We start from the raw sequence: 19,339 nt of genomic DNA, 5'->3' as shown, positions 1-19,339 counted from the left end.
ATCACACCGGCCACCGCGAGGTTCGCCAGGGCGGCAACCACGCTGAATCGCCCGGAGATCGCCGCCACCAGCGGCGCGGTCACCACCTGCGCGGCCCACGCGACGGCGAGCGCGTCGGCCAGCGGCTTGGGCCATCCCTTGGTGACCAGGCGCCGCGACCAGACCGGCGCGACGACGATCAGCGCCGCTGGTGGCGGCGATCTCCGGGCGATTCAGCGTGGTTGCCGCCCTGGCGAACCTCGCGGTGGCCGGTGTGATCGCCCCGATCACGGTGCTGGGCACCGCGGCGGCCGCGCTCTGCGCGATATGGCCGGCCGCCGCGCGGCTGCTGATCCGGTTCACCGGCCTGGAGTTGTGGTGGGTGGACGGCGTGGCCCACGCGGCGGCCAACATGCCCGGCGCCACGGTGCCGGTCCCCGAGGGGATGCCCGGCACCCTGATCGTCGGCGGCGTCACGGTGCTGGCGGTGGTGCTGTGGCGGTGGCGACTGTTTCGCGTCGCGGCGGGGGTCGGGGCGCTGGTCGGGCTGGCGTGGGCGCTGTCCGGGTTGGGGTAGGCGGGGCGTCGCGCCGTCGATCCCCGAGCGGCGCGGTCGGTGGGGCGTGACACCATCGTGGGGTGACCGAGATTTCGCCGTTGCACCTGGTCCTGGGAGACGAGGAACTGCTGGTCGAGCGGGCGGTGTCCGACGTGCTGCGGTCGGCGCGCAAACGAGCCGGCACCGACGACGTGCCGGTCAACCGGATGCGGGCGGGCGACGTCAGCACCTATGAGCTCGCCGAGCTGCTGAGTCCGTCGCTGTTCGCCGACGAGCGCATCGTCGTGCTGGAGGCCGCCGGCGAAGCGGGCAAAGACGCTGCCGCGGTGATCGTTTCGGCCGCGAGCGACATGCCGACCGGCGTGGTGCTGGTCGTGGTGCACTCGGGCGGCGGGCGCGCCAAGGCGCTGGCCACCGAGCTGCAATCCCTTGGCGCCGTGGTGCATTCGTGCGCGCGGATCACCAAACTGAGCGAGCGCGTCGATTTTGTCCGCAAGGAGTTTCGCGGCCTGCGGGTCAAGGCCGACGACCAGACGGTGACCGCACTGCTGGATTCGGTCGGTTCCGACCTGCGGGAGTTGGCCTCGGCCTGCTCCCAGTTGGTCGCCGACACCGGCGGGGTGGTCGACGCCGACGCGGTCCGCCGCTATCACAGCGGCAAGGCCGAGGTGAAGGGCTTCGACATCGCGGATAAGGCGGTGACCGGTGACATCGAAGGGGCCGCCGAGGCGTTGCGGTGGGCGATGATGCGCGGTGAGCCGCTGGTGGTGCTGGCGGACGCGCTGGCCGAGGCGATCCACACGATCGGCCGGGTCGGCCCACTGTCGGGGGACCCATACCGGCTGGCGTCTCAGCTCGGGATGCCGCCCTGGCGGGTGCAGAAGGCGCAGAAGCAGGCGCGGCGTTGGTCGCGTGACTCTGTGGCGACCGCGATGAAGGTGGTGGCCACGCTCAACGCGAACGTTAAGGGAGCGGTGGTGGACGCCGACTACGCCCTGGAATCCGCGGTCAGGCAGGTCGCCGAGCTAGCCGCCCAGCGCGGCCAGTAGAGGGGGCGCGTCGGCTGAGTAAAAGCCTTAGATCTTGTTGAGGACCTGCGCCAGGGCCGACTTCTTGTTCGCCGCCTGGTTCTTGTGGATCACGCCCTTGCTGGCGGCCTTGTCCAGCTTGCGGTTGGTCGACACCAGCAACTCGGCGGCCTTCTCCTTGTCGCCGGCGTGGGCCGCCTCGCGGAACGCGCGGACAGCGGTACGCAGCGACGACTTCACCGACTTGTTGCGCAGGCGAGCGCGCTCGTTCGTCTTGTTGCGCTTCTGCTGCGACTTGATGTTGGCCACGCGGGAGTTCCTTCTTCGATTAGACGTATTGTGGGGCGCCGGATATCACCACAGCGATTGCCCAGGTTATCAGTGAGTTACGTTTTCTCCCAAAACGGGAACACGTGGGCTGCCAGAACGTCGACTTGAGGCAGCATCTGAACAGTGAGTCTTACCAACCAGCTTGACCACACCAAGCGGGGTTTTCGCGCTGCGCGCTCTGAGCGCATCTTCGACGGATACAACGCGGCCTCCGACGCCTACGACATGGCGTTCGACGAGATGTTCGATGCCCAGGGCAACGTGCGCGGCCCGTATAAGGGCATCTACGCCGAGCTCGCGCCGTCGGATGCCTCGGAGCTCAAAGCCCGCGCCGAAGCGCTGTCCCGCGCCTTCCTTGACCAGGGCATTACCTTCTCGTTATCGGGCCAGGAGCGGCCGTTTCCGCTGGATCTGGTGCCGCGGGTCATCTCGGCCGCCGAGTGGACGCGCCTGGAGCGCGGCATCACCCAGCGCGTCAAGGCGCTCGAGCTGTACCTCGACGACATCTACGGTGACCAGGAAATATTGAACGACGGGGTGATCCCGCGCCGGCTGATCACGTCGTGCGAGCACTTCCACCGCCAGGCGATGGGCATCGTCCCGCCCAACGGCGTGCGGATCCACGTCGCCGGCATCGACCTGATCCGCGACGACAAGGGCACCTGGCGGGTCCTCGAGGACAACCTGCGGTCGCCGTCGGGTGTGTCCTATGTCATGGAGAACCGGCGCACCATGGCGCGCGTGTTCCCCAACCTGTTCGCCAGCCACCGGGTGCGCGCGGTCGATGACTACGCCTCGCACCTGCTGCGGGCGCTGCGCAACTCCGCGGCCACCAACGAGGCCGACCCGACGGTGGTGGTGCTGACCCCGGGCGTCTACAACTCGGCCTATTTCGAGCATTCGCTGCTGGCCCGCCAGATGGGGGTCGAGCTGGTCGAGGGGCGCGACCTGTTCTGCCGCGACAACCAGGTGTACATGCGCACCACCGAGGGGGAGCGCCAGGTCGACGTCATCTATCGGCGCATCGACGACGCCTTCCTGGATCCGCTGCAGTTCCGCGCCGATTCGGTGCTGGGGGTGGCGGGGCTGGTCAACGCCGCCCGTGCGGGCAACGTGTCCATCTCCAGCGCGATCGGCAACGGCGTCGGCGACGACAAACTCGTCTACACCTATGTGCCCATGATGATCGAGTACTACCTCGGGGAGAAGCCGCTGCTGGCCAACGTGGAGACGCTGCGCTGCTGGCTCGACGACGAGCGCGAAGAGGTGCTGGACCGCATCGACGAGCTGGTGCTCAAGCCGGTGGAGGGGTCGGGCGGCTACGGCATCGTGTTCGGGCCGGAGGCCTCGGAGAAAGAGTTGGCGGCCGTCGCCAAGAAGGTGCGCGACGATCCGCGGAGCTGGATCGCGCAGCCGATGATGGAGCTGTCGACGGTGCCGACCCAGATCGGCAACACCCTGGCGCCGCGCTACGTCGACCTGCGGCCGTTCGCGGTCAACGACGGCAACGACGTGTGGGTGCTGCCCGGCGGGCTGAGCCGGGTTGCGCTGGTCGAGGGGTCGCGGGTGGTCAACTCCAGTCAGGGTGGCGGCTCCAAGGACACCTGGGTGCTGGCGTCGCGGGCGTCGGCCGGCGATCACGAGCTCGAGGCGGCGGAGGTGGTGCGCTCGTTGCCCACCTCGATGCCGGACCCGATGCTCGACGACGCCCCGCGGGTGACGTCTCAGCAGGCGCAGCCCACCGAACTGCCCCAGCGCGAGCAGCTCGAGCAACAACAACAGCAAAGGGCGGTGCACGATGTTGGCACGTAACGCCGAGTCGCTCTACTGGATCGGCCGGTACGTCGAACGCGCCGACGACACCGCGCGCATCCTGGACGTGGCGCTGCACCAGTTGCTCGAGGATTCCAGCGTCGACCCCGACCATGCGTCGCGGCTGCTGCTGCGGGTGCTCGGGATCGACCCGCCGAATCACGACCTGGACGTGTGGTCGCTGACCGATCTGGTGGCCTACAGCACCAACACCCAGGGCGGCTGCTCGATCGTCGATGCCATCACCTCGGCGCGCGAGAACGCCAAGTCGGCGCGCGAGGTGACCTCCAGCGAGATCTGGGAATGCCTCAACACCACCTACCACGCCCTGCCCGAACGTGAGCGGGCCGCCAAACGCCTTGGGCCGCACGACTTTCTGTCATTCATCGAGCGGCGGGCGGCGATGTTCGCCGGCCTGGCCGACTCGACGCTGTCCCGCGACGACGGCTACCGGTTCATGGTGCTGGGCCGGGCCATCGAACGGGTCGACATGACGGTGCGGCTGTTGTTGTCGCGGGTCGGCGACAGCGCCTCGTCCCCGGCGTGGGTGACGCTGTTGCGTTCGGCGGGCGCGCACGACACCTATCTGCGCACCTATCGCGGTGTGCTGGACGCCGGTCGGGTGGTCGAATTCATGTTGTTGGACAGGCTGTTTCCGCGTTCGGTGTTCTATTCGCTGCGGCTGGCCGAACACAATCTCGACGAGCTGGTCCACAACCGGCAGAGCCGGATCGGGGCGACCGCCGAGGCGCAGCGACTGCTCGGGCAGGCCCGCAGCGAATTGGAATTCGTGCAGCCCGGCGTGCTGCTGGAGTCGTTGGAGAGCCGCCTGGCGGGGCTGCAGCGCACCTGCCACGACGTCGGAGAGGCGTTGGCGCTGCAGTACTTCCACGTCACGCCCTGGGTGGCCTGGTCGGACGCGGGCCAGCGCGCCCGGCTGGTCAGCAGGAAAGGGGACGGCTGATGTGGCGACTGCGGGTGGTGCACACCACCGGGTACGCCTACCAATCCCCGGTGACCGCCTCCTACAACGAGGCCCGGTTGACCCCGCGGTCGAACAGCCGGCAGAACGTCATCCTCAACCGTGTCGAAACCATCCCGGCGACCCGGTCCTACCGCTACGTCGATTACTGGGGCACCGCGGTCACCGCGTTCGACCTGCACGCCCCGCACACCGATCTCACGGTGATGTCGACGTCGGTCGTGGAAACCGAGCGGGCCGAGCCACTCTCGGCGGAGGCGGGCTGGAGCGACCTGCAGTCCGAGGCCGTGATCGATCGCTACGACGACCTGCTTCGCCCCACTCAGCACGCCCCGGCCAGCAAGCGGGTGGCGTCGGTCGGTAAGAAGATCAGCAAGACCCACAAGCCGGCCGAAGCCGTTGTAGCCGCGGCCAATTGGGTGCGCGAAGAACTGGAATACCTGCCGGGCACCACCAGCGTGCACTCGTCCGGCCTGGACGCGCTCAAAGCGGGCAAGGGCGTGTGCCAGGACTTCGTGCATTTGTCGCTGATGTTGTTGCGCAGCATGGGGATTCCGGCGCACTACGTCTCGGGCTACCTGCACCCCAGGCGCGACGCCGTCGTCGGCGACACCGTCGACGGCCGAAGCCACGCCTGGATTGAGGCGTGGACGGGTGCCTGGTGGAGCTATGACCCCACCAACGACACCGAGATCACCGAGCAGTACGTCGGCGTGGGCGTGGGCCGCGACTACGCCGACGTCTCCCCGCTGAAGGGCATCTACTCCGGGGAGGGCGCCACCGACCTCGACGTGATCGTCGAGGTGACCCGGCTGGCCTAGCCCGGGGCGGGGTTCGTCGCCGCAGGGATACCGTTGCAGGAATGAACGATCCGGCCGAAGGCGCGCCGCGCCGCGATAAGAGCCGGCCCGGCTCTCCCCTGGCGGCGCTGGCCCTGCTCTGCATCGCGCTGCTCGTCGGCGGCATCGCCATCGGCGTCGCGGTGGGCGGCGTCATGCCGTTGCCCTACGGCCCGGCGGGCGCCGTCACCGCCTACGTTCGCGCCCAGCCGACCGCCGTGCGCATCATCGCCGTTGCGACGTTCGCGTCCTCGGTGCCGTTGGCGATCTACGGGGCAAGCGCCGGCGCCCGGCTGAGCCGACTCGGGGCCGGATCCGGCGCGGTCACGTTGAGTGGCGGCGTCTTGGCCGCCGGTGCGCTCGGCCTGGCGGGGTTGCTGGGTTGGGCGTTGTCGATACCGGATGTCGCCGCGAACGCGGCGGTGGTCCGGGCGCTCTACTTGTTGGTCTTTCTCACCGGCGGCCCGGGGCACATCGTGGCGCTGGGCCTGCTGGTCGGCGGGATCGCGGTGCCCGGCCTCACCCGCGCGTTGATGCCGGGACCGGTCGCGCGGCTCGGTCTGGCCACGGCCATCCTCGCCGAATTGGCGACGGCGGTGCTGATCTGGCCGGCGCTGGGCCTCATCCTGCCGATCGCCCGGGTGCTGGCGCTGACCTGGCTGATGGTGGCTGGCGTTGCCCTAACCCATGCGGCGCAACGAGATTCGGCCGCCGGGCGAGCGGCCGCGGGCGGCCATCACGCGGACGCATCGACCTGAACGCGGTGCAGGTCGTCACCGAGTTCGACCCGCCCACCGAACTGCGTGGCCGCCAGGGCCCGCCACTGCTCCTCCTGGCCGGGCACCAGCGCCGGCACGTAGTGCGTCATGACCAGGGTGTCCACCCCCGCGCGCGCCGCGGTCGCCGCCGCCTCCTCCACCGAAGAGTGGTAGTCGCAGATGTCCTGCAGCCGCTGCTGCGGGATGGTGGCGACGATGTCCTTGCGGATCACGGTGTGCACCAGCGCACCCGCCCCTGTTGCCAGGTCGTCCAGGCCCGCGCACGGGACGGTGTCGCCGGCGAGCACCACCGAGGCGCCCTGGTAGTCGATGCGAAAGCCGATGGTCGGCGCCACCGGACGGTGATCGGTCGGGGCGACCCGGATGGCCACGCCGTCGCGGTCCCAGACGGTTCCCTCGGTGTGTTCGTGCACGTCCACCGCCGGCGGCGAGTTGATGTCGGCGTGATGGGCGATCCGGTAGCCGATGTCGTGGCGGAACGCGTTCAGCGTCGCCGCGACCGCCTCGGCGGTGCCGGGCGGACCGATGATCGGCAGCGGCGCGGGGTCGGGCGTGAAGGTGCTGATCCACCGGGTGATGAGGACGTCGCCCAGGTCGCCGATGTGATCGCTGTGCAGGTGGGTCAGCAGCAACGCCGACAATCCGGCGGCGCCCACCCCGACCGCGGCCGCGCGCTGCAGCACGCCGCGCCCGCAGTCCACCAGGAACACCTGCCCGCCGGCCCGCACCAGAGTTGACGGCCCGGCGCGGTTCGGGTCGGGGATGGGGCTTCCGGTTCCCAGCAGGGTGACCTCGATCATGTCCTTATCTTGCAAGCCCGCGGCTCCCGCAGTGGTTCAATCGCGCGATCCGCGCGGGCTGCACCGCTAGGACACGATCTGTTTGCAGCTTCTCTTAGTGGCTTTTGCGCCGCGCGAGGAAGCCGTAGCCTGATGTGAAGCGGATCACAACCCGGCTGGAGGCCCCGATGCGGATAGCGGACGTCTTGCGGAACAAGGGCGCGGCGGTGGTGACCATCAATCCCGACGCGACGGTTCGCGAGCTGCTCGCGGGGCTGAGCGACCAGAACATCGGCGCCATGGTGGTGGTCGGTGACGAGGGTGTGGTCGGCATCGTGTCGGAGCGTGACGTCGTGCGTCAGCTGCATACGCACGGCGCCAGTGTGCTGTCTCGCCCGGTGTCCAAGATCATGACGTCCATGCTGGCGACCTGCACGAAGACCGACGAGGTCGACGCGATCAGCGTGTTGATGACCAAGAACCGGGTGCGGCACGTGCCGGTGCTGGACGGCAAGAAGCTGATCGGGATCGTCAGCATCGGTGACGTGGTGAAGAGCCGACTGGAAGAACTCGAGGCCGAGCAGCAGCAACTGCATTCCTACATCACCCAGGGCTGATCGCCCGACTCCGCTCGCCGAACGTGCACTACGGCGAGAATTGTGGCGTGGGCTCGCCCTGAGTTCACGCTCGGCGCAACGCCGCGACGCGTTCAGCGCCAGGAGTAGTCGGCGCGCAGGCGGGCGGCCACCACGTCGAAGATCTCGCGATCCAGGATGGCGCCCTCGCGGCGGATGCCCTCCTCGGGCACGTCGAGCACCCGGTCCAGCCGGACCCAGCTCTGCCTGCCCTCGTAATCCCAAGGGCCGGAACCGATTCCAACCCAGTCCGGGTCGGCGGCGTGGCGCTCCTGGCTGGACACCATCAACCCCAGCAGGACGCTGCGGTCGCGGCCCACGACCAGGACGGGCCGGTCCTTGCCCCGGGTGGGGTCGTCCTCGTAGACCACCCACGTCCAGACGATCTCACCGGGATCGGCCCGGCCGTCCAGGCTCGGCGCGTACACCAGCTTGCGGGCGCGCTGCGCGGTCGGGAGGCTGCCGCTGGTCACCGGCCGGCCGGTGACGGGCGCGTCGGGAGGTGGTGGCGCCACCGCGGCGATGACGTTCGCCGTGATCTTCACGGCCTGCTGCAGTTCGCGCAGCACGGTCTGGGAATTCTGCACGGTCCGGACCAGGCGCGGAGCGCCGTTGAACACCAGATTCTCCGCGAACCGCTGAAACGTCTTCCACTGGGATTTCCGGGGAGACGACATATTCGCAGCATAGACGCGAGCGGCGGGGTGCGACTGTGTCCAAGTAGGTCCCGGCGGCCCTGTCTGGATACGCTGGACATACCCGCGAACCGCGCCGGAAACGGCCGCAAAGCGCCCCGTCTAGTTGCACGCACCAGGAGATTCCCATCAGCAGTTTCGCCGACAAGACCTTCACCGCGCCGGCGCAGATTCGGAACTTCTGCATCATCGCCCACATCGACCACGGAAAGTCCACGCTGGCCGACCGGATGCTCCAGCTCACCGGTGTCGTCGACGAGCGGTCCATGCGCGCGCAGTACCTGGACCGGATGGACATCGAGCGCGAGCGCGGCATCACCATCAAGGCCCAGAACGTGCGCCTGCCGTGGAAAGTCGGTGACACCCAGTACGTGCTGCACCTGATCGACACCCCGGGCCACGTCGACTTCACCTACGAGGTGTCGCGCGCGCTGGAGGCGTGCGAGGGCGCGGTGCTGCTGGTGGACGCCGCCCAAGGCATCGAGGCGCAGACCCTGGCCAACCTCTACCTGGCGCTCGACCGCGACCTGCACATCATCCCGGTGCTGAACAAGATCGACCTGCCCGCCGCGGACCCGGACCGCTACGCCGCCGAGATCGCGCACATCATCGGCTGCGAGCCGGGCGACGTGCTGCGGGTTTCCGGCAAGACCGGAGCCGGCGTCGCCGACCTGCTCGATCATGTGGTGCGCGAGGTGCCGCCCCCGCAGGGCCAGGCCAACGCGCCGCTGCGGGCGATGATCTTCGACTCGGTCTACGACATCTACCGCGGCGTGGTGACCTACGTGCGGGTGGTCGACGGCAAGATCACCCCTCGCGAACGCATCGCGATGATGTCCACCGGCGCCACCCACGAACTGCTCGAGGTCGGCATCGTCTCGCCTGAACCGAAGGCCAGCGACGGCCTGGGCGTGGGCGAGGTGGGCTACCTGATCACCGGCGTCAAGGACGTCCGCCAATCCAAGGTGGGGGACACGGTGACGACGGCACGCCACGGCGCCGCCGAGGCGCTGACCGGATATCGCGAGCCCAAGCCGATGGTCTACTCGGGCCTGTATCCGGTGGACGGCTCCGACTACCCGGATCTGCGCGACGCCCTGGACAGGCTGCAACTCAACGACGCGGCCCTGACCTACGAGCCGGAGACGTCGGTGGCCCTGGGCTTCGGATTCCGTTGCGGCTTCTTGGGTTTGCTGCACATGGAGATCACCCGCGAACGCCTGGAGCGCGAGTTCAACCTGGACCTGATCTCGACGTCGCCCAACGTCGTCTACCGGGTGGTCAAGGAGGACAACACCGAGATCCGGGTGACCAACCCGTCGGACTGGCCGGAGGGCAAGATCCGCGAGGTCTACGAGCCGGTGGTCAAGACCACCATCATCGCGCCCAGTGAATTCATCGGCACCATCATGGAACTGTGTCAGTCGCGCCGCGGCGAGCTGGGCGGCATGGACTACCTGTCACCCGAACGCGTCGAGCTGCGCTACACCATGCCGCTGGGCGAGATCATCTTCGACTTCTTCGATTCGCTGAAGTCACGCACCCGTGGCTACGCCAGCCTCGACTACGAGGAGGCCGGCGAGCAGGAGGCCCAACTGGTCAAGGTCGACATCCTGTTGCAGGGCGAGGCGGTCGACGCGTTCAGCGCGATCGTGCACAAGGACTCGGCGTTCGCCTACGGGAACAAGATGACCACCAAGCTCAAAGAGCTGATTCCGCGCCAGCAGTTCGAGGTGCCCGTCCAGGCGGCCATCGGATCGAAAATCATTGCGCGGGAGAACATTCGCGCGATACGCAAGGACGTGCTGTCCAAGTGCTACGGCGGCGACATCACTCGTAAACGCAAGCTTCTCGAAAAGCAGAAGGAAGGCAAGAAGCGGATGAAGACCATCGGGCGCGTCGATGTGCCGCAGGAGGCGTTCGTCGCGGCCTTGTCCGCCGACGCCGCGGGGGACAAGGGCAAGAAGTAGCCATGCGGATTCGGGGGATGGCGACGGCTTTGATGGCGGTCGCGGTGCTGGCGACGGGCTGCGGTGGAGTGGTGGCGGGCACGGCGAAGCCGGCGCCGAACCTCAAGCCGCGACCGCTCAGCGGCGCGACGGTCAAACAGGTGCTTCTCGACGGCCCGACGCTGTCGCGGATGCTCAATCAGACCTTCGTGGCGCGGGATCCGGCCGAATTCGGCGGGCCCGAAAGGCTTTATCAGGTCCAGCGGACGATGTCGCAGGCCGGGTGCCTGGGGGTGACGGCGATGCTGCAGCAGGGCGTGTACCGGTCCGCCGACGTGAAAGACGTTGCGTCCGAGTCGTGGTGGAACAACGGCGAACCGGCGCAGGTGATCGTGGTCGAGGAGGGGGTGGTCACCCTCCCGTCGCCCGCACAGGCGCAGGCGCTGTTCACGCAGTTCTCGGGACAGTGGCAGCAGTGCAACGGCATGACGACGTCGGAACAGTCCGGCCCGATCAGCACGACGAACGTCATCAGCGACGTCCGCGTCACGGATTCCACCATCGCGGCGACCAAGACCGCGACGTCGATCTTGCCCAACATGCCGCCGCTGCGGCCAACCCCACAGGCGCGCGCCATCGGCATCCGGTCGAACTGCCTCGTCGAGGTCCAGGTGGTGTTCTTCGGCGGGCGACGGTCCTCGGACCCCGGCTCGGCCGACCTCAACACCAGCGCCATCGACGTTGCGCACGCCCTGATGGACAGGGTGAGCGCTCTGGGCTGACGTCGTGGCGACCCGCGTCGCCCGGCTCACGCCGCGCTCCCGATCGCCACGTCCTGATGGTGGCGACCCGCGTCGCCCGGCTCACGCCGCGCTTGCGATCGCCACGTCACATCGGGGCGTTGGCGGGCTGGAACATTCCGGAGCCGTCGGCTTCCTCCTCGGCGCGGATGACGTGCACCACCGCGTTGATCAGCGCCAGGTGGGTGAAGGCCTGCGGGAAGTTGCCCAGCTGCCGGCCGGTGCGCGGCTCGATCTCCTCGGCGTAGAGATGCAGCGGGCTGGCATACGACAGCAGCCGCTCACACAGGCGCTTGGCGCGCCGCACCTCGCCGATCTCGACGAGCGCCGACACCAGCCAGAACGAGCAGATCGTGAAGGTGCCCTCCTCGCCGGACAGCCCGTCGTCGGTTTCCTCGACCCGGTAGCGCAGCACCAGGCCCTCCTGGGTGAGTTCGTCGGCGATCGCCAACACGGTGTTGCGCACCCGCGGGTCATCCGGCGGCAAGAACCGCGTCAGCACCACCAACAGCAGCGAGGCGTCCAGCGCGTCGCTGCCGTAGCGCTGGGTGAACACCCCGCGGGAGTCCACGCCGTGCGCCAGGATGTCGTTCTTGATCTCCTCGGCGATCGCGCGCCACTGCTGGGCATAGCTCTTCTCGCCCTGCCGCTCGGCCAGCTTGGCGCCGCGGTCCAGCGCCACCCAGCACATCACCTTCGACGACGTGAAGTGCTGCGGCTCCCCACGCACCTCCCAGATCCCGCGGTCGGGCTCGCGCCAGTGCTTGATCGCCTCCTCCACCTGCTTCTTCAGCACCGGCCACAAGGTCTCGGGGACCTGCTCGCGCGACTTGGCGTGCAGGTAGAAAGAGTCCAGGATCGAGCCCCAGATGTCGTGCTGGATCTGGTCGTAGGCGCCGTTGCCGATGCGCACCGGCCGGGCGTGGTCGTAGCCGGACAGGTGATGAAGCTCCTCTTCGACCAGACTGCGCTCGCCACCCACGCCGTACATGACCTGCAGCGGGTGCCGCTCGTTGTTGTTGGCGCCGGAGACGTCGGCGATGAACGCGAAGAAGTCGTCGGCCTCCCGATCCAGTCCGAGCGTGTACAGGCCCCACAGCGCGAAGGTGGAGTCGCGCACCCAGGCGTAGCGGTAGTCCCAGTTACGTTCGCCCTGCGGCGTTTCCGGCAGCGACGTGGTGCTGGCCGCCAGCAGCGCGCCGGTGGGCGAGTAGGTCAGGCCCTTCAGGGTCAGCGCGCTGCGCTGCAGGTACGCCCGCCACGGGTGGTCGGGGAAGTTACCGATGTTGATCCACTGCCGCCAGCACTCGGTGGTCTGCCACATCTTGTCGGCGGCCTCTTGGTAGGTCTGCGGCGCCGGGTGCTTGGTCCAGCTCAGGGCGACGAACACATCGTCGCCCTCTTTCATCCGGGTGCGTGCGCGCGCCTCGCGGCCCTCCAGCCCGATCCGCAGGTTGGACGTCAGCCGCATCGTCGGGTGGGCGTCGGGATCCTTGGCGGCGCGCGCGACGGCCTCGCCATAGGCGTTGGCGGAGTACTCCCAGGTGGCGCCGACGCGGTGATAGTCGAACGCCGGTTCGCAGCTCATCATCAGTTCGACGGTGCCGCTGACGCAGCGCACCGTGCGCAGCAGGATGTGCTCGGCGTCCCAGTCCATCGGGGTGCGGCGGTGCGTCCGAGACCGCCGCTCCAGGTCGTGCCACGGGCCCATCACCAGCGCATCGCGCACGATCAGCCACCCGGTGTGGGTCTGCCAGGTGGTTTCCATGATCAGGCTGCCGGGCAGGTACCGGCGGGCCGAGGGCACCGAGACGCCATACGGGCCCAGCCGGAAATGGCCGGCGCTGCGGTCCAAGATCGCACCGAACACGCTGGGCGAATCCGGGCGGGGCACGCAGAGCCATTCGACCGATCCGGCGGGGGAGATCAGGCACGTGGTTTCCCAGTCCGACAGGAACGCATAGTCGGCGATCGGCGGGAACGGGTTCCGCAGGGCCGCGCTGGGAGCGAGCGGCCCGGGCGTGCGCAGGTCGATGGACGACGACATCGACGTGGCCGAGGCGGCGTCAAACTCTTCCTCGGGCAGGGCACCGTCCGGCGGGGCCGGTTGGTCGTCGGGCTGGGCGTGCAAAACCATCTGGACATCATCGCTGCTCAGCGGTCCCGCGTCCAACGTTTCACCGAGGTGGCGCGCCGCGCGGCGATCCGCTGCGTCCGACCCACGCCGGCGCGTGTTCCCGGCCGGCCGATGGTCTTCGGCGGTCGGGCCGAATAGGGTGAGCCCCGTGAACGCGTTCCTCAATTGGTGGGACGGCAACGAGCTGTGGCTTTCGGGGCTGCCTTTCGTGCTGCAGGCCTTGGTGGTGGTGCCCGCCGTGCTGGTGGTGGCCTACGCCACGGCGGCCCTGCTGGATGGCGTGCTCGGGAAGGGCATCGAGCTGATGCGCCGCGCCCGCCACGACGGGACGCCCGGGTAGCCCATGCCTCGGTCACACGTGACCCTGATTCTGGTCATCCTGGTGGCGTTGGTGATCGTCACGTGGCTGGTGACCCACGCGATGCACCGCTAACGGCCGCGGGCCCTCTGCACAGCCGCCGTCGCGGTGGCGGCAACGTCAATTCCTGTTAGGCTTCCCGCCATGCGCGTGGCGATGAGCATCTCGGAGTGCTATGCCCTCGTGCACTGTTGTCGCTGACTCCCAAACCCGTGCGCGGTCTGGTCTGGAGTTTTCGAATTCTCCTGAAGTTTTAGGTGCCTTTCCGCAGAAACGGGACCCGACTCCCATACCTCTCGCACCGGAAGGCCCTCAATGGACACAAGGACCGCATCGCGCTGGCGGCCCGTCCTCGCACTTGCCCTGATCGCCGGCGTCATCGCCGGGTGCCACGGCGGCGCCAGTGATGCCGTCGGCGGCGGTGGTCTGGCCAACGCGCGCACCAGCATCACCCTGGTCGCCTACTCGGTCCCAGAACCCGGTTGGAGCAAGATAATTCCGGCGTTCAACGCCTCCGACGAGGGCAAGGGCGTGCAGGTGGTCACCTCCTACGGGGCCTCCGGTGACCAGTCCCGCGGCGTCGTCGACGGCAAGCCGGCCGACGTCGTCAACTTCTCCGTCGAACCCGACATCGCGCGACTGGTCAAGGCCGGCAAGGTCGCCAAGGACTGGAATACCGACGCCACCAAGGGAATTCCGTTCGGTTCGGTCGTCACGCTGGTGGTGCGCAAGGGCAATCCGAAGAACATCAGGGATTGGGATGACCTGCTGCGGCCCGGAGTGGAGGTCATCACCCCCAGCCCGCTGAGCTCCGGATCGGCCAAGTGGAACCTGCTCGCGCCGTATGCGGTCAAGAGCGAAGGCGGCGCCCACAGCGACGCCGGGGTTGCGTTCATCAAGAAGCTGGTCACCGAACACGTGAAACTGCGCCCCGGATCGGGGCGGGAGGCCACCGACGTCTTCGTCCAGGGCAGCGGTGACGTGTTGATCAGCTACGAGAACGAGGCCATCGCCACCGAGCGGGCCGGAAAGCCGGTCGAACACATCAACCTGGCGCAGACCTTCAAGATCGACAACCCGGTGGCGGTGGTCAACACCAGCCCGCATCTGGACGCCGCCGTCGCCTTCAAGAACTTCCAGTACACGGCCGCGGCCCAAAAGGTCTGGGCGCAAGCCGGTTTCCGCCCGGTCGACCCGGCCGTCGCCGCCGACTTCCGCAACCAGTACCCGGTGCCGGCGAAGCTGTGGACCATCGCCGAGCTGGGCGGCTGGGCCACGGCGGACCCGCAGCTGTTCGACAAGAACTCCGGCAGCATCACGAAGATCTACACGAAGGCCACCGGATGACCGCCATCACCCCGGACCCGCTGGCGGTCCGGCCCGAGCTCAGCGGCGACGCGCCACCGGGCCCGCTGCCCGGACGCGGCCGCGGCACCACCGCGCTGCGCGTCGGCGTGGCCACCGTCTGGCTCTCGGTGATCGTGTTGCTGCCGTTGGCGGCGATCGCGTGGCAATCCGCGGGCGGCGGCTGGCACGCCTTCTGGCTCGCGGTCACCTCGAATGCCGCGCTGGAATCGTTCCGGGTGACCCTGACGATCTCGGCCGGGGTCACGGTGCTCAACCTGGTCTTCGGCCTGGTGATCGCGTGGGTGCTGGTGCGGGATGACTTTCCGGGCAAGCGCCTCGTGGACGCGATCATCGATCTGCCCTTCGCGCTGCCGACCATCGTCGCCAGCCTGGTGATGCTGGCGTTGTACGGCAACCACAGCCCCGTCGGTCTACATCTGCAGCACACGTCGTGGGGTGTGGCGGTCGCCCTGGCCTTCGTCACGCTGCCGTTCGTGGTGCGTGCCGTGCAGCCGGTGCTACTCGAACTGGATCGCGAAACCGAGGAGGCCGCGGCGTCGCTGGGTGCCAGCGGGCCGAAGATCTTCACCTCGGTGGTGCTGCCGTCGCTGCTGCCCGCGTTGTTGTCCGGGGCGGGGCTGGCCTTCTCCCGGGCGATCGGCGAGTTCGGTTCGGTGGTGCTCATCGGCGGTGCGGTGCCCGGCAAGACCGAAGTGTCCTCACAGTGGATCCGCACGTTGATCGAGAACGACGACCGCACCGGTGCCGCCGCGATATCGATTGTGCTGTTGGGCATTTCGTTTGTCGTGCTGCTCATCCTGCGGATCGTGGGCGGCCGCGCGGCCAAGCGAGAGGAGCTGTCCGCATGACATCGTCGGCGGGAGTGCGCTATTGGTTGCGGTTCGTCGCGCTCGCCTACATCTTCGTGCTGCTGGTCATTCCGGTGGCGTTGATCCTGTGGCGCACGTTCCAACCGGGGCTGGGCCAGTTCTACGCCTGGGTCAGCACCCCCGCGGCGATCTCGGCGCTGAACCTGACGCTGCTGGTGGTGGCCATCGTGGTACCCCTCAACGTCATCTTCGGCATCCCCACCGCATTGGTCCTCGCGCGCAACAGGTTTCGCGGCAAGGGCGTGCTGCAGGCGGTCATCGACCTGCCGTTCGCGGTCTCGCCCGTCATCGTGGGTGTCGCGTTGATCGTGTTGTGGGGCTCGGCCGGTGCGCTCGGGTTCGTGGAACAGGACCTCGGGTTCAAGATCATCTTCGGCCTGCCGGGCATCGTGCTGGCCAGCATCTTCGTCACCCTGCCCTTCGTAGTGCGCGAAGTGGAGCCGGTGCTGCACGAGCTGGGCACCGACCAGGAGGAGGCGGCGGCCACCCTGGGTTCGGGGTGGTGGCAGACGTTTTGGCGGATCACGCTGCCGTCGATCCGGTGGGGTCTGACCTACGGCATCGTGTTGACCATTGCACGTACCCTGGGGGAGTACGGTGCCGTGCTGATGGTGTCGTCGAACCTGCCGGGAAAGTCGCAGACACTGACATTGCTTGTCTCCGACCGGTACAACCGCGGTGCGGAATACGGCGCCTACGCGCTGTCCACGCTGCTGATGGGGGTTGCGGTGCTGGTGCTGGTTTTCCAGGTGGTGCTGGACGCGCGCCGTGCACGAGCGGCGAAGCAGGCCTGACGAGGAGAATGACCGTGACTCACGCCAACCGGGACGACCTCGCCATCGTCGTGCGCGACGCCAACAAACGTTATGGCGATTTCGTCGCGCTGGACCATGTGGACTTCGCCGTGCCCACCGGCTCGCTGACGGCGTTGCTGGGTCCCAGCGGCTCGGGCAAGTCGACCCTGCTGCGCACCATCGCCGGGCTCGACCAACCCGATACCGGAACCGTCACGATCGACGGCCGCGACGTGACCCGGGTGCCGCCGCAGCGCCGCGGCATCGGATTCGTGTTTCAGCACTACGCGGCGTTCAAGCACCTGACGGTGCGCGACAATGTGGCCTACGGGCTCAAGATCCGCAAGCGGCCCAAGGCCGAGATCAAGGCCAAGGTCGACAACCTGCTCGAAGTGGTGGGACTGAGCGGCTTTCAGGCCCGCTACCCCAACCAGTTGTCCGGCGGTCAGCGCCAGCGCATGGCGCTGGCGCGGGCGTTGGCGGTCGACCCGCAGGTGCTGCTGCTCGACGAGCCGTTCGGCGCGCTGGACGCCAAGGTGCGTGAGGATCTGCGGGCGTGGTTGCGGCGCCTGCACGACGAGGTGCACGTGACCACGGTGCTGGTCACCCACGACCAGGCCGAGGCGCTCGACGTCGCCGACCGCATCGCGGTGCTGAACAAGGGCCGCATCGAACAGGTCGGCTCCCCGACGGACGTGTACGACACCCCGGCGAACGCGTTCGTGATGTCATTCCTCGGTGCGGTATCCACCCTGAACGGCACTTTGGTGCGCCCGCACGATATCCGGGTGGGCCGCAATCCCGAGATGGCGATCGCCGGCGGTGACGGCACGGCCGAGTCCGTCGGGGTGGTGCGCGCCGTCGTCGACCGGGTGGTGACGCTGGGCTTCGAGGTGCGGGTCGAGTTGACCAGCGCGGCCACCGGCGGATTCTTCACCGCGCAGATCACCCGCGGCGACGCCGAGGCGTTGGCCCTGCGCGAGGGCGACACCGTCTACGTGCGGGCCACCCGGGTTCCCCCGATCGCCCTGGCCGCCAACGCAAGTCGTGCGGACGAGGCCGACCAGGATGAGAGTACCCTGACGTCGGCGTAGTCCCGCATGAGAACCGCGGGCCGACCACTATCCGATTCGCCAACGCGCTAGCGGATGCGCTATCGGTTTTCAGATCCACTCGTCGGTCCGATTCCCACCTGGTCGGCGGTGGCGGAACCTGTCGATGTTGAACTGCTATGACGCGTGCAAACCGCATTCGGTCTTGGCCCGGCCCTGCCAACGTCCGCTGCGCGGATCGGCCCCGGCCAGCGGCTTGGCCGTGCAGGGTTGGCAGCCGATCGACGAATAGCCTTCGTACATAAGCGGATTGACAAGCACGCCGTTGTCGTCGATGTAGTTCTGCACGTCCTCGTCGGACCATTCGACCAGCGGGTTGACCTTGACAAGCTTGAAGCCCTCGTCGAATCCGACCACTGGGGCGTTGGCGCGCGCGGCGGTCTCACCCCGGCGCAGGCCGGTCACCCAGGCGGAGTATCCGCGCAGCGTCTTGCCCAGCGGCGCGACCTTGCGCAGCCGGCAGCATTCGCTCGGGTCCCGCGCGAACAGGTCCTTGCCCAGCAGCCTGTCCTGCTCGGCGACGCTGTGTTCTGGAGTGACATTGAGCACCCGGATGTCGTACACGGATTCGATCGCATCCCGGGTGCCGATGGTTTCCACAAAGTGATAACCGGTGTCCAAGAACACCACCGGCACACCCGGACGCACCTTGGCCGCCAGATCGATCAGCACGGCCTCCTGCATGCTGGAAGCCACCACGTAATTGCAGGTGGCCCAGCCGCGGGGCCCGTTGATGCCGCCGAACGTTTCGTCGGTCCAACGCAACACGTCGGCGGCGCTGGCGCCCTCCAGCTCGGCCGCGCCGCGGGCGGCAAGCGCCCGCAATTCGGCTTCTGGAAGCTTGGTTGTTCGTTCGCTCATCGCAAATCGTCCTCGTCTGCCCTCATAGCCCACTGTGCGAAACGTTCACCCTCACCGCGATATTTCAGGAAGTTACGTGTGACCCGCTCGATGTAGTCGCCGAGCTCGTCGCTGGTGACCTTGTGCTGGCGCAGTTTTCGGCCGAATCCGCTGTCCAGACCCAAGCTGCCGCCCAGGTGAACCTGAAAACCCTCGACCGAGCCGCCCTCTCCGTCGTCGACCATCTGACCCTTGAGCCCGATGTCGGCGACCTGAATGCGGGCGCACGAATTGGGGCAGCCGTTGATGTTGACGGTGATGGGCACGTCGAGCTGGTCGTTGATGTCGGCGAGCCGGCGCTCCAGCTCGGGCACCAAAGACTGCGCCTTGACCCGGGTTTCGGCGAAAGACAACTTGCAGTACTCAATCCCCGTGCACGCCATCAGGTTCCGGCGCCAATGCGACGGCTTCGACTGCAGGCCGAGCGCCTCCAGGCCGGCGATCAGCTCGTCGAGCTTGTCGTCGGGCACGTCGAGGATGACCAACTTCTGATACGGGGTGAGCCGGATCCGGTCCGAGCCGGCTTGTGCGGCGAGGTCGGCCACCGCGGTGAGGATGGTGCCCGACACCCGTCCGGCGATGGAGGCGACGCCCACGGCGTTGAGCCCGTTCTTGAGCCGCTGCACCCCGACGTG

General features: G+C 68.1%; 19 protein-coding genes and 2 pseudogenes. 14 read left to right on the top strand and 7 right to left on the bottom strand.

Translation table 11 applies throughout. The annotated features are described in order from the left end of the window. Nucleotides 1-149, bottom strand: a 149-nt coding sequence (locus A5624_RS27240) for a ComEC/Rec2 family competence protein (protein ID WP_369827439.1), incomplete at its 3' end; no start/stop codon positions are given. A 26-nt stretch (nt 150-175) separates the two neighbouring features. On the opposite strand from A5624_RS27240, the pseudogene A5624_RS05395 reads away from it, so the two are divergent. Together A5624_RS05395 and holA are read left to right on the top strand one after the other, a co-directional pair. Beyond that, nucleotides 176-556: pseudogene (locus tag A5624_RS05395) on the top strand (ComEC/Rec2 family competence protein); the annotation flags it as partial. Between the two features lie 62 nt (nt 557-618). Beyond that, nucleotides 619-1,587, top strand: coding sequence for a DNA polymerase III subunit delta (holA, locus tag A5624_RS05390; RefSeq protein WP_066862704.1), 969 nt, complete (start codon nt 619-621; stop codon nt 1,585-1,587). Nucleotides 1,588-1,614: 27 nt separating this feature from the next. Here holA and rpsT read toward each other — a convergent pair whose 3' ends face one another. Then, on the bottom strand, nt 1,615-1,875 hold the full coding sequence (gene rpsT / locus A5624_RS05385; RefSeq protein ID WP_066862701.1) for a 30S ribosomal protein S20: 261 nt from the start codon (nt 1,873-1,875) through the stop codon (nt 1,615-1,617). Nucleotides 1,876-2,019: 144 nt separating this feature from the next. Between rpsT and A5624_RS05380 the strand changes: the two genes are divergently transcribed. The 4 genes from A5624_RS05380 to A5624_RS05365 are packed head-to-tail and all read left to right on the top strand — an operon-like array spanning nt 2,020 to nt 6,287. Further along, nucleotides 2,020-3,708, top strand: a complete 1,689-nt coding sequence (locus A5624_RS05380) for a circularly permuted type 2 ATP-grasp protein (RefSeq protein WP_066862698.1) — start codon at nt 2,020-2,022, stop codon at nt 3,706-3,708. Continuing rightward, nucleotides 3,695-4,672, top strand: coding sequence for an alpha-E domain-containing protein (locus A5624_RS05375; protein WP_066862695.1), 978 nt, complete (start codon nt 3,695-3,697; stop codon nt 4,670-4,672). The genes A5624_RS05380 and A5624_RS05375 overlap by 14 nt, the downstream gene beginning before the upstream one ends. Next, nucleotides 4,672-5,511 carry a transglutaminase family protein gene (locus A5624_RS05370; RefSeq protein ID WP_066862692.1) on the top strand — a complete coding sequence of 280 codons (840 nt, stop codon included), beginning with the start codon at nt 4,672-4,674 and terminating at the stop codon, nt 5,509-5,511. The genes A5624_RS05375 and A5624_RS05370 overlap by 1 nt, the downstream gene beginning before the upstream one ends. A 41-nt stretch (nt 5,512-5,552) precedes the next feature. Further along, complete coding sequence (locus tag A5624_RS05365; RefSeq protein ID WP_066862689.1) at nt 5,553-6,287, top strand: hypothetical protein; 735 nt, start codon at nt 5,553-5,555, stop codon at nt 6,285-6,287. Here A5624_RS05365 and A5624_RS05360 read toward each other — a convergent pair. Continuing rightward, nucleotides 6,266-7,108 carry a ribonuclease Z gene (locus A5624_RS05360; RefSeq protein ID WP_066862715.1) on the bottom strand — a complete coding sequence of 281 codons (843 nt, stop codon included), beginning with the start codon at nt 7,106-7,108 and terminating at the stop codon, nt 6,266-6,268. The two genes, A5624_RS05365 and A5624_RS05360, sit on opposite strands and share 22 nt — an antisense overlap. 167 nt (nt 7,109-7,275) lie before the next feature. Here A5624_RS05360 and A5624_RS05355 point away from each other — a divergent pair, with 167 nt between their 5' ends. Then, nucleotides 7,276-7,704, top strand: coding sequence for a CBS domain-containing protein (locus tag A5624_RS05355; RefSeq protein ID WP_066862712.1), 429 nt, complete (start codon nt 7,276-7,278; stop codon nt 7,702-7,704). A 92-nt stretch (nt 7,705-7,796) separates the two neighbouring features. On the opposite strand, the gene A5624_RS05350 is transcribed toward A5624_RS05355, so the two are convergent. Continuing rightward, nucleotides 7,797-8,399: a type II toxin-antitoxin system PemK/MazF family toxin gene (locus A5624_RS05350; protein WP_066862687.1), complete on the bottom strand. Its 603-nt coding sequence runs from the start codon at nt 8,397-8,399 to the stop codon at nt 7,797-7,799. Nucleotides 8,400-8,539: 140 nt separating this feature from the next. Here A5624_RS05350 and lepA point away from each other — a divergent pair, with 140 nt between their 5' ends. Continuing rightward, nucleotides 8,540-10,387 (top strand): translation elongation factor 4, encoded by a 1,848-nt coding sequence (gene lepA, locus A5624_RS05345; protein WP_082976004.1) that lies wholly within the window; start codon nt 8,540-8,542, stop codon nt 10,385-10,387. A 2-nt stretch (nt 10,388-10,389) separates the two neighbouring features. Then, nucleotides 10,390-11,148: a sensor domain-containing protein gene (locus tag A5624_RS05340; RefSeq protein ID WP_066862681.1), complete on the top strand. Its 759-nt coding sequence runs from the start codon at nt 10,390-10,392 to the stop codon at nt 11,146-11,148. A 106-nt stretch (nt 11,149-11,254) separates the two neighbouring features. Here A5624_RS05340 and A5624_RS05335 read toward each other — a convergent pair whose 3' ends face one another. Beyond that, complete coding sequence (locus A5624_RS05335) at nt 11,255-13,213, bottom strand: glycoside hydrolase family 15 protein (protein ID WP_231997792.1); 1,959 nt, start codon at nt 13,211-13,213, stop codon at nt 11,255-11,257. A 229-nt stretch (nt 13,214-13,442) separates the two neighbouring features. Here A5624_RS05335 and A5624_RS05330 point away from each other — a divergent pair, with 229 nt between their 5' ends. From A5624_RS05330 to A5624_RS05310, 5 genes are all read left to right on the top strand, one after another. Then, entirely contained in the window at nt 13,443-13,643 is a 201-nt protein-coding gene (locus tag A5624_RS05330) for a hypothetical protein (protein WP_231997791.1), read from the top strand. A gap of 333 nt (nt 13,644-13,976) precedes the next feature. Continuing rightward, nucleotides 13,977-15,008, top strand: a complete 1,032-nt coding sequence (locus tag A5624_RS05325; RefSeq protein WP_066862678.1) for a sulfate ABC transporter substrate-binding protein — start codon at nt 13,977-13,979, stop codon at nt 15,006-15,008. After that, nucleotides 15,005-15,877, top strand: coding sequence for a sulfate ABC transporter permease subunit CysT (cysT, locus tag A5624_RS05320; RefSeq protein WP_066862675.1), 873 nt, complete (start codon nt 15,005-15,007; stop codon nt 15,875-15,877). The genes A5624_RS05325 and cysT overlap by 4 nt, the downstream gene beginning before the upstream one ends. Continuing rightward, complete coding sequence (gene cysW / locus A5624_RS05315) at nt 15,874-16,692, top strand: sulfate ABC transporter permease subunit CysW (protein WP_066862670.1); 819 nt, start codon at nt 15,874-15,876, stop codon at nt 16,690-16,692. Before cysT ends, cysW begins: the two co-directional genes overlap by 4 nt. A gap of 8 nt (nt 16,693-16,700) precedes the next feature. After that, complete coding sequence (locus tag A5624_RS05310) at nt 16,701-17,786, top strand: sulfate/molybdate ABC transporter ATP-binding protein (protein WP_066862667.1); 1,086 nt, start codon at nt 16,701-16,703, stop codon at nt 17,784-17,786. Between the two features lie 135 nt (nt 17,787-17,921). On the opposite strand, the gene A5624_RS05305 is transcribed toward A5624_RS05310, so the two are convergent. Further along, complete coding sequence (locus A5624_RS05305; protein WP_066862664.1) at nt 17,922-18,665, bottom strand: phosphoadenylyl-sulfate reductase; 744 nt, start codon at nt 18,663-18,665, stop codon at nt 17,922-17,924. Beyond that, nucleotides 18,662-19,339 (bottom strand): annotated as a pseudogene (locus A5624_RS05300) (nitrite/sulfite reductase); the annotation flags it as partial. The gene A5624_RS05305 and the pseudogene A5624_RS05300, both read right to left, overlap by 4 nt.

Source organism: Mycobacterium sp. 1482292.6, assembly GCF_001672995.1.
GTDB classification, from domain to species: Bacteria; Actinomycetota; Actinomycetes; order Mycobacteriales; family Mycobacteriaceae; genus Mycobacterium; species Mycobacterium europaeum_A.
Note: the sequence above shows the minus strand (reverse complement) of the source record. Positions and strands in the feature narration are given on the sequence as shown.

Excerpts from the sequence above, each read along its gene's own strand:
- A5624_RS05375 (WP_066862695.1), top strand. The coding sequence starts at position 3,695 with ATGTTGGCACGTAACGCCGAGTCGCTCTACTGGATCGGCCGGTACGTC.
- A5624_RS05370 (WP_066862692.1), top strand. The coding sequence starts at position 4,672 with ATGTGGCGACTGCGGGTGGTGCACACCACCGGGTACGCCTACCAATCC.
- A5624_RS05365 (WP_066862689.1), top strand. The coding sequence starts at position 5,553 with ATGAACGATCCGGCCGAAGGCGCGCCGCGCCGCGATAAGAGCCGGCCC.
- A5624_RS05360 (WP_066862715.1), bottom strand. The coding sequence starts at position 7,108 with ATGATCGAGGTCACCCTGCTGGGAACCGGAAGCCCCATCCCCGACCCG.
- A5624_RS05355 (WP_066862712.1), top strand. The coding sequence starts at position 7,276 with ATGCGGATAGCGGACGTCTTGCGGAACAAGGGCGCGGCGGTGGTGACC.
- A5624_RS05350 (WP_066862687.1), bottom strand. The coding sequence starts at position 8,399 with ATGTCGTCTCCCCGGAAATCCCAGTGGAAGACGTTTCAGCGGTTCGCG.
- A5624_RS05340 (WP_066862681.1), top strand. The coding sequence starts at position 10,390 with ATGCGGATTCGGGGGATGGCGACGGCTTTGATGGCGGTCGCGGTGCTG.
- A5624_RS05335 (WP_231997792.1), bottom strand. The coding sequence starts at position 13,213 with ATGTCGTCGTCCATCGACCTGCGCACGCCCGGGCCGCTCGCTCCCAGC.
- A5624_RS05325 (WP_066862678.1), top strand. The coding sequence starts at position 13,977 with ATGGACACAAGGACCGCATCGCGCTGGCGGCCCGTCCTCGCACTTGCC.
- cysT (WP_066862675.1), top strand. The coding sequence starts at position 15,005 with ATGACCGCCATCACCCCGGACCCGCTGGCGGTCCGGCCCGAGCTCAGC.
- cysW (WP_066862670.1), top strand. The coding sequence starts at position 15,874 with ATGACATCGTCGGCGGGAGTGCGCTATTGGTTGCGGTTCGTCGCGCTC.
- A5624_RS05310 (WP_066862667.1), top strand. The coding sequence starts at position 16,701 with ATGACCGTGACTCACGCCAACCGGGACGACCTCGCCATCGTCGTGCGC.
- A5624_RS05305 (WP_066862664.1), bottom strand. The coding sequence starts at position 18,665 with ATGAGCGAACGAACAACCAAGCTTCCAGAAGCCGAATTGCGGGCGCTT.